The sequence below is a fragment of the Methylobacterium sp. 190mf genome, assembly GCF_900107945.1.
Classification (GTDB): Bacteria; Pseudomonadota; Alphaproteobacteria; order Rhizobiales; family Beijerinckiaceae; genus Methylobacterium.
Genome location: NZ_FNVI01000027.1, coordinates 14420 through 26889, shown reverse-complemented (window position 1 = coordinate 26889; position 12470 = coordinate 14420). Strand labels below are relative to the sequence as shown.

General features: G+C 71.3%; 11 protein-coding genes. 7 read left to right on the top strand and 4 right to left on the bottom strand.

Translation table 11 applies throughout. From position 1 onward, the window contains the following. Positions 1-30: 30 nt before the first annotated feature. The 7 genes from C4T42_RS25635 to C4T42_RS25605 all read left to right on the top strand — a co-directional run bounded on the left by C4T42_RS25635 (position 31) and on the right by C4T42_RS25605 (position 6557). Positions 31-1800: a PQQ-dependent methanol/ethanol family dehydrogenase gene (locus C4T42_RS25635; RefSeq protein WP_056527719.1), complete on the top strand. Its 1770-nt coding sequence runs from the start codon at positions 31-33 to the stop codon at positions 1798-1800. A gap of 174 nt (positions 1801-1974) precedes the next feature. After that, positions 1975-2634: a response regulator transcription factor gene (locus C4T42_RS25630; RefSeq protein WP_020095062.1), complete on the top strand. Its 660-nt coding sequence runs from the start codon at positions 1975-1977 to the stop codon at positions 2632-2634. 258 nt (positions 2635-2892) lie between these two features. Next, on the top strand, positions 2893-3024 hold the full coding sequence (locus C4T42_RS32790) for a hypothetical protein (RefSeq protein ID WP_280177403.1): 132 nt from the start codon (positions 2893-2895) through the stop codon (positions 3022-3024). Further along, positions 3021-5066, top strand: coding sequence for an FUSC family protein (locus C4T42_RS25620; RefSeq protein ID WP_103986096.1), 2046 nt, complete (start codon positions 3021-3023; stop codon positions 5064-5066). Before C4T42_RS32790 ends, C4T42_RS25620 begins: the two co-directional genes overlap by 4 nt. Continuing rightward, entirely contained in the window at positions 5063-5272 is a 210-nt protein-coding gene (locus C4T42_RS25615) for a DUF1656 domain-containing protein (protein ID WP_103986095.1), read from the top strand. Before C4T42_RS25620 ends, C4T42_RS25615 begins: the two co-directional genes overlap by 4 nt. Further along, positions 5269-6195, top strand: coding sequence for an HlyD family secretion protein (locus C4T42_RS25610; RefSeq protein WP_103986094.1), 927 nt, complete (start codon positions 5269-5271; stop codon positions 6193-6195). Before C4T42_RS25615 ends, C4T42_RS25610 begins: the two co-directional genes overlap by 4 nt. A 71-nt stretch (positions 6196-6266) precedes the next feature. Continuing rightward, complete coding sequence (locus C4T42_RS25605) at positions 6267-6557, top strand: hypothetical protein (protein ID WP_103986093.1); 291 nt, start codon at positions 6267-6269, stop codon at positions 6555-6557. Between the two features lie 277 nt (positions 6558-6834). Here the strand turns inward: C4T42_RS25605 and C4T42_RS25600 are convergent, their stop codons facing one another. The 4 genes from C4T42_RS25600 to C4T42_RS25585 are packed head-to-tail and all read right to left on the bottom strand — an operon-like array spanning position 6835 to position 12290. After that, a complete protein-coding gene (locus tag C4T42_RS25600; RefSeq protein ID WP_103986092.1) occupies positions 6835-8307 on the bottom strand; it encodes an NAD-dependent succinate-semialdehyde dehydrogenase in 1473 nt (490 codons plus the stop codon). Further along, positions 8300-10312, bottom strand: a complete 2013-nt coding sequence (locus tag C4T42_RS25595) for a CoA-transferase (RefSeq protein WP_103986091.1) — start codon at positions 10310-10312, stop codon at positions 8300-8302. Before C4T42_RS25595 ends, C4T42_RS25600 begins: the two co-directional genes overlap by 8 nt. 24 nt (positions 10313-10336) lie before the next feature. Then, positions 10337-11467: a class III poly(R)-hydroxyalkanoic acid synthase subunit PhaC gene (phaC, locus tag C4T42_RS25590; RefSeq protein WP_103986090.1), complete on the bottom strand. Its 1131-nt coding sequence runs from the start codon at positions 11465-11467 to the stop codon at positions 10337-10339. Beyond that, entirely contained in the window at positions 11460-12290 is an 831-nt protein-coding gene (locus tag C4T42_RS25585) for a poly(R)-hydroxyalkanoic acid synthase subunit PhaE (protein ID WP_103986089.1), read from the bottom strand. Before C4T42_RS25585 ends, phaC begins: the two co-directional genes overlap by 8 nt. Between the last annotated feature and the right edge of the window lie 180 nt (positions 12291-12470).

Genomic DNA, 12470 nt, shown 5'->3' with positions numbered 1-12470 from the left:
CGGACCGGGGCCGACCACGGAGGACACGTCATGAGAATGCGGACCCGGTTCCTCGCCGCGGTGGGCGTCGCCGCCCTCGTGGCGGGCGGCGCCCTGCCGGCCATGGCCCAGGGGGTCACCGAGCAGGACATCATCAACGACGCCAAGACGCCCGGCGACGTGGTCACCTACGGCCTCGGCCCGCAGGCCCAGCGCTTCAGCCCGCTGAAGACGCTCAACCGCGACAACATCAAGGGCCTCGTCCCGGCCTGGTCGTTCTCGTTCGGCGGCGAGAAGCAGCGCGGCCAGGAGAGCCAGGCGCTGGTCAAGGACGGCATCATCTACGTCACGGGCTCGTACTCGCGCATGTACGCGATCGATTCCCGCAGCGGCGAGAAGAAGTGGGAGTACGACGCCCGCCTGCCGGAGGGCATCCTGCCCTGCTGCGACGTGGTGAACCGCGGCGCCGCGCTCTACAAGGACAACGTCTACTTCGGCACGCTCGACGCCAAGCTCGTCGCGCTCAACACCAAGACCGGCAAGGTCGTCTGGCGGAAGGAGATCGACGACTTCAAGGCCGGCTACAGCTACACGGCCGCCCCGATCATCGTGAAGGGCAAGATCATCACCGGCGTGTCGGGCGGCGAGTTCGGCGTGATCGGGCGGATCGAGGCCCGCGACGCCGAGACCGGCGAGGTCGTGTGGAAGCGGCCCGTGATCGAGGGCCACATGGGCGAGCTCAACGGCAAGCCCTCGACCATGACCGGCAAGGTCAACGAGAGCTGGCCCGGCGACATGTGGAAGTTCGGCGGCGGCGCCACGTGGCTCGGCGGCACCTACGATCCCGAGACCAACCTGATCTACTTCGGCACCGGCAACCCCGGCCCTTGGAACTCCTGGCTCCGGCCGGGCGACAACAAGTGGACCTCCTCGCGACTCGCCCTCAACCCCGACAACGGCGAGATCGTCTGGGGCTTCCAGACCACCCCGCACGACGGCTGGGACTTCGACGGCGTCAACGAGTTCGTGCCGTTCGACCTGAACAAGGGCGGCAAGACCATCAAGGCCGGCGCCACCGCCGACCGCAACGGCTTCTTCTACGTCCTCGACCGGACCAACGGGAAGTTCATCTCGGCGACGCCGTTCGTCGAGAAGATCAACTGGGCCAAGGGCATCGATGAGAACGGCCGCCCGATCTACAACGAGGAGAACCGCCCCGGCGACCCGAGCAAGGCGACCGGCGACGACAAGAAGGGCAAGTCGGTCTTCGCGGTGCCGAGCTTCCTCGGCGGCAAGAACTGGATGCCGATCGGCTACAGCCCCGACACCAAGCTGTTCTACGTGCCCTCCAACGAGTGGGGCATGGATATCTGGAACGAGCCGGTGAACTACAAGAAGGGTGCCGCCTACCTCGGCGCCGGCTTCACCATCAAGCCGGTCTTCGACGACCATATCGGCTCGCTCAAGGCGATCGACCCGGCCTCCGGCAAGGTCGTGTGGGAGTACAAGAACAAGGCCCCGCTCTGGGCCGGCGTGCTCACCACGGCTGGCAACCTCGTCTTCACCGGCACGCCGGAGGGCTTCCTGAAGGCCTTCGACGCCAAGACCGGCGAGGAGGTCTGGAAATTCCAGGTCGGGACCGGCGTGGTCTCCTCGCCGATCACCTGGGAGCAGGACGGCGAGCAGTGGGTCGGCGTCGCGGCCGGCTGGGGCGGCGCGGTCCCGCTCTGGGGCGGCGAGGTCGCCAAGTCGACGGCCGGCATTAACCAGGGCGGCAGCTTCTGGGCGTTCAAGCTGCCGAAGACGGTGGCGTCGCGCTGAGGGCCCGCAACCGAAAGCGTGCCGGTCCCCGCGGGCCGGCACGCCCAGGTCCCGGGGCCGGGCTGTCGTCTCAACACCCGCTTGCGCCCCGGGGCCGCATCGATCACCTTCGGACCTCCCGCCCGCGTATTCGGCGGATCCTGTGAGGATCTCGAGCGAAGGACCGAGGTCTCCGTGCATCTCCTGATCGTCGATGACCACCCGCTGTTCCGCGACGCCCTGGCGGCCACGATCCGCCTCGCGCACCCGGACGCGGTGCTGCACGAGGCCGACGGGATCGAGGCGGCCTGCGCGGTGCTGGCCGCGAACCGCGGCATCGACCTGACGCTCCTCGACCTGTCGATGCGGGGCGTCACCGGCTTCGACGGGCTGATCACCATCCGGGCGAGCTTCCCGCGCATCCCGATCCTGATCGTCTCCGGCCACGAGGATCCGCGCATCGTCCGCGAGGCCCTGCAGCACGGGGCGGCGGGCTTCGTCCCCAAGGCCATGGACAAGGCGACGCTCACCCGGGCGATCACCGAGGTGATGAGCGGGGCGCTGTTCCTGCCGCCGGGGCTCGCCGAGGCCGGCGCGCCCGCGCCCCGGTCCAAGAAGGCGCCGCTGGCCGAGCGCCTCGCCCGGCTGACGCCGCAGCAATTGCGGGTCCTGATGATGATCCGTCAGGGCAAGCTCAACAAGCAGATCGCCCACGAGCTCCAGGTCGGCGACTCGACCGTGAAGGCGCACGTCTCGGAGATCCTGCGCAAGCTCGAGGTCATCAGCCGCACGCAGATCGTGATCGACACGGCGTCCCTCGACTTCGATCAGATCCACAACAGCCACTCGGCCTGACGACGCGATCGCGGGATCCGGCCTGCGGCTCGGGGATCGCCGCGACCGCGGCTGCGCGTCCGGACGCGCCCCGTGCAGCGACCGGATCATATGCGCCTATCGCAGAACAAACCCAAGCTATGGGTCGACTCATTCTTCTGGCGCAGCCCTGATCCCCTCGCGGCATCCCTCAATCGAGATCGATATGAGGCTATCTATCGGCGTGCGAGCCGATTGAACCGGTGACCTCGCCGGCTCCTCGCGACGGTGGATCAGGTTGTGACCGGCATCGATGGTCCGACGACGCGCGGGCGACTGCAGCAGATCGACACCCACGCCCTCCTGACCACCGGCCGCCACCGGCGCCGCGCCGCCGTCGGGGCCGCGCCCGAGCCGGAGCCGGTGCCGTGACCCTCCCCGGATGGCGCGACTGGGCCTTCGCGCTGAAGACCTACGCGGCGGCGATGCTCGCCCTGTACCTCGCGCTCTGGATCGACCTGCCGCGGCCCTACTGGGCCCTCGGCACCGTCTACATCACCAGCCAGGTCCTCTCCGGCGCGACGCGCGCGAAGGCCGCGTACCGGGTCTGCGGCACCGTGCTCGGCGCGGCGGTCAGCGTCGTGCTGGTGCCGAACCTCGTGAACGCGCCGCTCCTGCTGAGCCTCGCGGTGGCGCTCTGGGTCGCGCTCTGCCTCTACGTCTCCCTCCTCGACCGGACCCCCGCGAGCTACCTGCCGATGCTCGCCGGCTACACGGCGGCGCTGATCGGTTTCCCCGCCGTCGACGATCCCGGGGCGATCTTCGACACGGCGGTGGCGCGGGCCGAGGAGATCTCCCTCGGCATCGTCTGCGCCAGCCTCGCCGCCACGCTGATCCTGCCGCAATCGGCGGCCCCGCTCATCGTCGGACGGCTGAACGACTGGTCGGCGGAGGCCCGGGCCTGGATCCGGAGCGCCCTCGCGGCCGCCCGCGCGGAGGCCGCCGGGCCGAGCCAGGGCCGGCGCCTGCGCCTCGCCTCGGACGCGATCGGCCTCGACGCCCTCGGCCTCGCCCTGCGCAACGAGGCGACGGGCGCGGAGCGCGCCGCCGAGGCCTTCGCGCCCCTCCGTCAGCACATGCTGATGGTCCTGCCGATCGTCGCCGCCGTGGCGGACCGCGTCGCCGCCCTCGAGCAAGCCGGCGCTGTTCCGGCGCGGGTCCGGGCCTTCCTGTCGGACCTCATCGCCTGGCTCGCCGACGAGGTCGACGATCCGGATCGCGCCGCGCGGCTGCGCGACCGGATCGACGGGTTCGAGCCCGCCCTCGGCCGGGCGCCGGACTGGAACACGCTCCTCCTCGCGAGCCTCGCGGCGCGCCTGCGCGACGTCATCGACCTGCGCCAGGATCTGCAGGCACTGCGCGGCCACCTCGCGGCCGGCACCGCGCCCCGCGCGCCGCTCGCCTTCGCCTACACGGCCCGCGTCCGGTCGATCCGCCACCGGGACCACGGGCTGGCCGCGTTCTCGGCCTTCGGGGTGTTCGCGGGCCTGCTCGCCTGCTGCGCCATCTGGATCGCCACCGGCTGGCCGGACGGCTCCGCGGCGCCGATGATGGGCGCGGTCGCCTGCTGCCTGTTCGCCGCGCAGGACGATCCCGCGCCGCAGATCCTGAGCTTCGCCAACTCGGCGATCGTCGGCGCCCTCGGCGCGGGCCTCTACCTGTTCGCCGTGCTCCCGCTCGCCACCTCCTTCGAGATGCTGGCCCTCGCGCTCGCGCCGGCCCTGATCCTGTGCGGATTGATGATGACGCAGCCGCGCACCGCCCCGATGGGCATGGGCGCGGCGCTGAACGGCGCGACCCTGCTGGCCCTCCAGAACGGCTACAGCGGGGACTTCGCGCCCTTCGCCAACGGGGTGATCGCCTCGGTGGTGGGCATGTGGATCGCCGCCGCGGTGACCCGGGTGATCCGCTCGGTCGGCGCCGGCTGGAGCGCGCGGCGGCTGATCGGGATCAACCGGCGCAGCCTCGCGGCCGCCGCGGACGGGCGCGGCACCGGCCACGGGCTCGAACTCGCGGCCCTCATGCTCGACCGCGTCGGCCTCATCGCGCCGCGGCTGGCGAGCCTGCCCGCGGACACGTCCGCCTCCGTGGGCGACCTGCTGGCCGATGTCCGGGTGGGCATCAACCTCGTGGAGGTCCGCCGGGTGCGCCGGCGGCTGACGGGCCCGGCCCGCAGCACCGTCGACCGAGTCCTCGCGCTGGCGGCGCGCCAGCTGCGCGGCCGGACCGACCGGCCGGACGCGGCGCTGCTCGCGGCGCTGGACGAGGCGCTCGACGCCGTCGCGGGCGCGGTCCCGTCGCCGGAGCGGCGCGCCGCCCTGATCGGCCTCACCGGCCTGCGCCGCGGGCTCTTCGCCGACGCGCCGGCCTACCGGGCGGCGGCCGCCCTGGACCACCGGGAGATGGCGGCATGATGGGCGAGATCGACCTCTACGGCGTGTTCGTGCCGGGCCTCGCGCTCTGGATGGCCGCCGCCTTCGCGCTCAGCCTGCCGCTGCGCCGCCTCCTCGCGGCGACCGGCCTCTACCGCCTCGTCTGGCACCGGCCGCTCTTCGACCTCGCCCTCTACGTCGTCCTGCTCGGCGGCGTCGTGACCCTCGCCCATCGGACCCTGCAATGACCGCCCTGTTCTCCGCCCTCGGCCGCCTCCTGGTCACGCTCGGCATGGTCGCCGCGGCGCTGATCGTCGGCCTCGGCCTGTGGGATTACTACATGGACGCGCCCTGGACCCGCGACGGGCGCGTGCGCGCCGACGTGGTGGCGGTCGCGCCCGACGTCTCCGGCCTCGTCACCGAGGTGCTGGTGGAGGACAACCAGGTCGTGCGGAAGGGCGACGTGCTGTTCCGGATCGATCCGGACCGGTTCCGCCTGGGGCTGCGGCAGGCGGAGGCGATGGTGCAGGGCCGCAAGGCCACTGCCGAGCAGGAGGCGGCCGACTACGCCCGCTACAGCAGGCTCTCCGACGCGGCGGTGTCGCAGCAGAAGGTCGAGGCCGCCAAGGCCGCCGACCTGTCCGCCCAGGCCGCGTACGAGCAGGCGGTGGCGGATCGCGACCTCGCCAAGCTCAACCTGGAGCGCTCGGCGGTCCGGGCCTCGGTCAACGGCCGGATCACCAACATGGAGCTGCGGCCGGGCGCCTACGTCACCACCGGCCGCGGGGTCATGGCGCTGATCGACAGCGACACCGTCCGGATCGAGGGCTACTTCGAGGAGACCAAGCTGCCGCGGATCCGCGTCGGCGCGCCCGTGACCGTCGAGCTCATGGGCGAGGACGGGGCGCTCCGCGGCCACGTCGCCAGCATCGCCGGCGGCATCGGCGAGACCGGCCGCAGCGACGCCTCCAACCTGCTCGCGAACGTGAACCCGACCTTCTCGTGGGTGCGCCTCGCCCAGCGCATCCCGGTGCGGATCAGCCTCGACGGCGGCACGTCGGATCCGCGGCTGGTGAGCGGCCGGACCGCGACGGTCTCGATCGCGCCGGCGGCCGGCGGGGAGGCCCTGCGCTGGCCCTGGACGCCGTGGCGCGAGGCGCGCGCCCGCTGAGGGCGGCCGAACCATCCGGGCGCGCCCGGGTTGGCCTGACACCGCAGCCCAACGACCTGTCAGGAGGCCCCATGTCGAAGACGATCCTCGCCCTCGCCACGTCATTCGTACTCGCCACGTCCGGCGCGGCGCTGGCCCAGGCGCCGCAGACCGGCGGCGCCAACCAGGGCAACGTCAACAAGTCCGGCGCGGTCGGCGGCACCGGGACGGGAGCCGGCTCCATGGAGAGCACCGGGTCCACCGGCGCCGGCATGGCGCCCGGCACCAGCGGCGGCCCGCGGGTCAGCACGCCGGGCGCGCCCGCGGGCAGCAACTCGGGGAACGGCGCCACCGGCAGCGGCGCTGCGCCCAGCGGGCGGTAGTCGGCCTCGGTTGCGCCGAGACGCGTCGGACTCCTTACCCCCCTCGGGAGAGTAAGCCGCGTCTCGACCGGCCCACGCGGCGGCTCAAGGGAGCGCGGGTTCCCTCTCCCGTGCGGGAGAGGGACAGGGTGAGGGACGGGCGGCTTCCGGAAAAAGCAGGACTTCGAGCCCGACGCCGCGCTCCATCCTGAGGCTTCGCATCCCTCACCCCAACCCTCTCCCGAGCGGGAGAGGGGGCATCGCGCGCTCCCTCGAAGGCGTTCCGCTGGTTGAGCCCCTACGCGCCGAGGCCGCCCACGCACAGGTACTTGGTGTTCAGGTAATCCTCGATGCCCTGGTACGAGCCCTCGCGGCCGAGGCCGGATTCCTTCACGCCGCCGAAGGGCGCCACCTCGGTGGTGATGATCCCCTCGTTGATCCCGACCATGCCGTATTCCAGCGCCTCCGCGACCCGGAAGGTGCGGCCGAGGTCGCGGGTGTAGAAGTAGCAGGCGAGGCCGTACTCGGTGTCGTTGGCCATGCGGATCGCCTCCGCCTCGTCGCGGAAGCGGAACAGCGGCGCCAGCGGCCCGAAGGTCTCCTCCCGGGCCACCGCCATGGCGGGGGTGGCGCCGGTGATCACCGTCGGCTCGAAGAACTGGCCGCCCAGCGCGTGGCGGTGGCCGCCCGCCACCACCCGGCCGCCCTTCTCGACGGCGTCGCGGATATGGGCCTCGGTCTTCTCCACGGCCGCCATGTCGATCAGCGGCCCCTGGGCGACGCCGTCCTCGACGCCGTTGCCGACCTTCAGGCGGTTCGCCGCTTCGGCCATCTTCTCCGCGAAGGCGTCGTAGATCCCGTCCTGCACCAGGAAGCGGTTGGTGCAGATGCAGGTCTGGCCCGAATTGCGGTACTTGGCGAGCATCGCGCCGGCGACCGCCCGGTCGAGATCGGCGTCGTCGAACACGATGAACGGCGCGTTGCCGCCGAGCTCCATCGAGACCTTCTTCACCGTGTGGGCGGCCTGTTCCAGCAGCACCTTGCCGACCTCGGTGGAGCCCGTGAACGTGATCTTCTTGACGAGCGGGTTGCCGGTCATCTCGGCGCCGATGGCGCGGGCCGAGCCGGTGAGGATCGAGACCGTGCCGGCCGGGAAGCCGGCGCGCTCGCACAGCACGCCCCAGGCGAGGCCCGAGAGCGGGGTCTGCGAGGCGGGCTTGATCACGATCGGGCAGCCGGCGGCCAGAGCCGGGGCGATCTTGCGGGCGATCATCGAGGACGGGAAGTTCCACGGCGTGATCGCCGCCACGACGCCGACCGGCTCCTTGGTGACGAGGATCTTGCGGTCGCCCCAGGGGGAGGGGACCACGTCGCCGTAGACGCGGCGCGCCTCTTCCGCGAACCACAGCACGTAGGCCGCCGACATCCCGACCTCGCCGCGGGCCTCCGTCAGCGACTTGCCCTGCTCGGCGGTGAGGATCTGCGCCAGATCCTCCTGATGCTCGGTCACGAGCGCCGCGAGCTTGCGCAGCAGCACGGCGCGCTCGTTGGCGGTCTTGGCGCGCCACGCGGGGTAAGCCTCGTGGGCGGCCTTGATCGCCCGGCGGGTCTCGTCGGCGCCGGCATTCGGCACCTTGGCGATCAGCGCGCCCGTCGCCGGGTTGGTGACGTCGATGCTGCCGGAACCGGCCTTCGACCATTCGCCGCCGATCAGGCAGGCATCGACCAGCAGCGCGCGGTCCTTCAGGGAGGGGGTCTCGAACTCAGGCATCCAACGGTTCCTTCGGCGGCCGCGGCATGTCGGGCTGGGACATGCCGGGCCGCGGCTTGAGAGGCACGCTCTGGGCCGTATTCCTCGCCTGCGCCTCGGCTTTTGTCTCGAAGACATGGGGAGCCAGGTCGCGGCTCGCCAACGAGGCGCCGAGTTTCAATCGCATGAACGCGCTCGTGGTATACCGGGACGCGGTCTCGTAATAGCGGTTTTCGAGATAGGCGATCGCCGAGAAGTAGGCGTCGCTCACCGTCGGGTCGATCTCGAAGCCGTCGTAATTGGCAATCAGGTGGACCTTGCGCCCGATCTCCTGGCAGGCGCGCTCGTATTCGCGGCGCACCAGCTCGACGTCGTCGATGGTCCGGACCTGGAAACCCTCGAGATTCGAGAACAGGATGTTGCGCTCCGGGTCGTAGCTGATCCGCTCCGACAGCGAGAGGCCCAGCAGCCAGGGCTCCAGCGCCATCACGGACTCGCGGAACAGGCGCGGATCCATCGGCTGCGGATCCTGCACGATCGGGGTGAAGCCCATCTGCCCGAGGATGTCGCGCGCGATGTCGATGCCCGGCGCGACCTCGACCAGCTCCATGCCGGCCCGGGTCCGCCGGAACACGCAGCGCTCGGTCACGTAGAGCACCGGCTGGCCGCGCTCGGCCGCGTAGGCCCCCGAGAAGGTCACCTGCTCCACCGCGGCGATGAATTTCCGCGAGCGGCCCTCGCTGAGGATCCGGATACCGCCGTCCTCCACCGCCACCTTGAGGCCGTCGGCCGTGAAGGTGCCGGCGAAGACGAGGCTCTTGGCGTTCTGCGAGATGTTGATGAACCCGCCCGCGCCCGCGAGCTTCTTGCCGAACCGGCTGACGTTGACGTTGCCCTCGGCGTCGCACTGGGCGAGGCCCAGGCAGGCGAGATCGAGGCCGCCGCCGTCGTAGAAGTCGAACTGCTGGTTCTGGTGCAGCACGGCGGCCGGGTTGAGGGCAGCGCCGAAATCCAGCCCGCCCTGCGGCAGGCCGCCGATCACGCCGGGCTCGGCGGTCAGCGTCAGATACTTGAGCACCCGCTCCTCGGCGGCGACCGCCGCGACGCCCTCGGGCATGCCGATGCCGAGATTGACCACGCCGCCCGGAGGCAGCTCGAAGGCGCAGCGCCGGGCGATGACCTTGCGGGTATCGAGCGCCATCGGGGCGATTCGGTCGAGCGGGACCCGCTGGCGGCCCGTGAAGGCGTGGTTGTAGGGCGTGCCGTAGGTCTGGCGGTGGTTCTCGGGCGTGCTGAGCACCACGCAATCGACCAGCACGCCGGGCACCTGCACCTCGCGCGGGTTGAGAGAGCCGGCCTCGGCGAGCCGCTCGACCTGGGCGATGACGAAGCCACCCGAGTTCTTCGCCGCCATGGCGGCGGCGAGGTTGTCGAGGGTGAGCGCCTCGCGCTCCATGGTAATGTTGCCGGCGGGGTCGGCCGTGGTGCCGCGGATCAGCGCGACGTTGACCGGGAAGGCCTTGTAGTGGAGCCAGGCCTCGCCGCCGAGCTCGACCACGCTGACGAGGTCTTCCTGCGTCACGGCGTTGAGCTTGCCGCCCTCCAGACGGGGGTCGACGAAGGTGCGTAACCCCACTTTGGTGATGTGGCCCGGCGTGTGGGCGGCGATCTCGCGGTAGAGGTGCGAGACCACGCCGAGCGGCAGGTTGTAGGCCTCGATCTCGCCCGCCACCGCCATGGCGCCGAGCTTCGGCACGAGCGCCCAGTGGCCGCCGACGACGCGGCGGACGAGGCCCGGGATGGCGAGCTTGTTGAGGCCGCGCTCCTTGCCGTCGCCGGGAGCGGCGGCGAACATCAGGCCGATCCCGTGCGGGCCGTTGCCGGATTCGAAGCGGCGGGCGAGCGCCAGGATCAGCTCGTCGGGCGTGCCGATCCCGACGAAGCCCGAGACCGCGACCATGTCGCCGTCCTGCAGGATGGCGGCGGCCTCGTCGGCGCTGACGATCTTGTTCTTCAGGCTGCCCATGCGGCACTCCCCCGAGCCTGCACGTTATCCCCGCTTGCCGAGCCAGTCGGCGATGCCGGAGCCCAGCAGCTTCTGTGCCTTGCCGCCGACGAAGACGCCGACATGGCCGCCGGGCAGACCCATCTCGGTGTAGTCGGTGGTGCCGATCTTATCCTTCAGCGCCTGCGAGGTGGCCGGCGGGATGATGTGGTCGTCCTGGGCGAAGACGTTCAGCACCGGGCAGGTGATGGCCTTCAGGTCCACCCGCCGGCCGCCGAGCTCGAAGGCGCTCTCGACCAGCTTGTTGTCCTGGTAGAGGTCCTTCAGCCACTGCTTGGCGGCCTCGCCGGGATGGTCCGGACGGTCGGCGATCCACTTCTCCATCCGGAGGAAGTTCAGGAACTTTTTCTTGTCGTCGAGGGCGTCGAGCAGGTCGAGGTTGTACTTCGTCATGGTGCGCATCGGCGTCATCATCGAGAACACCGAGCCCATGAACGCGCCGGGCAGGGAGCCCTGCGCCTCGATCAGCCGGTCCACGTCCTCAGGCGTGAGCGACCGGGTCCAGACGTTGATGAAGCCGTGGCCGGCCCGGTTCTCCCGCGTGTCGGCGTGGAAGTCGATCGGCGTGATGGTCAGCACCATCGCGTTGACGGTCTCGGGGTAGAGCGCCGCGTAGCAGGTGGTGAAGACGCCGCCCTCGCAGATGCCGAGCAGGCTGATCTTGTCCCGTCCGGCGGCCTCCTGGATGAAGGCGACGCATTCGGCGAGGTAGCCGTCCACGTAATCGTCGATGGTGACGTAGCGGTCGGCCCGGCCCGGATTGCCCCAGTCGACCACGTAGAGGTCGAGGCCGAGATTCAGCAGGTTGCGGACCAGCGAGCGGTCCTCCTGCAGGTCGGCCATCGTGTAGCGGCCGATCAAGCCGTAGACGATGAGCACCGGCGGCAGGCCCGCGCTCTCGGCGAGCGGCCGGTAGCGGTAGAGGCTGACCTTGTCCTGGCTCCAGACCAGGTCCTTCGGCGTGGTGGCGATCTCGACATCGGCGTCGCTGACATCGGCGAACAGCTTGGCGCCCTCGCTGATGCGGCGGCCGAGGGTGCCGACCTCGGCCAGCAGCGCGGCCGGGGTGAGATTCAGCGGCGCGGCCGGCCCCTTCGGCTTCTCCTGATCAGCCATGGGCTTCCTCCCCGACCCGTGAACCGCCGGCTCTCGAGGTCTTGCCGGCCTGCCGGCGCTCGCGGCGGAGCGCCCGGACTTCCCGGCGCAGCTCGGTCAGGCTCTTGTGGACGTCGTCGAGCTCGGCCCGGGTCGGCTGGCCGTAGAACTCGGACAGGAAGGCCGCGACGTCCTGCTGGGCGAGCCGGAGGTCCGTGGAGGCCCGCAGGACCGCCCGCTGCGAGGCCAGGAACGCGTCGGAGCGCTGGACCTCCAGGAGGACCGCGTTGGCGGTCTCGATCCACCGGCTCATCATCTCGCGGGCGGAGGCGAAGCTCTCGCCGTTTTCGGCGCGGGCATTGGCCTCCTTCGCGAAGGTCCCGGCCGCCCGCGTCCAGGCCTGCAGCATCACGGCCTGATGCTCGCTCTGCGCCCGCCGCAGGCTCGCCCAGGCGGTGAACAGCGCCGCGTAGCGCCGCTCGGTCTGCCACAGGTCGGCGAGCTGCGGGCCCTCGGCCATGCGGGTCAGGGCGGCGTCGAACTCGGCCGAGCCGCCGAGCCAGGCCTGCGGATCGAAGATCCGGGCGAGCACCGCTCCGGCCGTCGGGTCCGGTGCGCCGGGGCCGCCCTGGAGCGAGCGCGTCAGCGTCTGCGAGAGGGCGCTGGCGGCGGTCCAGGCCTCGGTCAGCTTGGCCTGCGCCGCGGCGAGATCCGCGAGGTCGCCGCCCGGGAAGGCCGGCCAGCCGAACCCGGTCGCGGACTGCCCGGCGCCCGGGGTGAAGAAGCCCGCGCCGGCCCGCGTCCAGAACTCGCTCATCGCCCGGAACGCGTCGAACTGGTCCATGCTGGCGTCTCTCCTCACAGCCCCGAGGCTGAAACCGTCGCCCCCGTCCCCGCGAGCGGAGCGAAGCAATCCAGCAGCGCCATGCTCAACGACGGCGCGCCACCCTGGGTCGCTTCGCTGCGCTCGCGATGACGGTGTGGGCTGGACTGATCGGGCGACAGCCCCGGCATCACCGCCGTC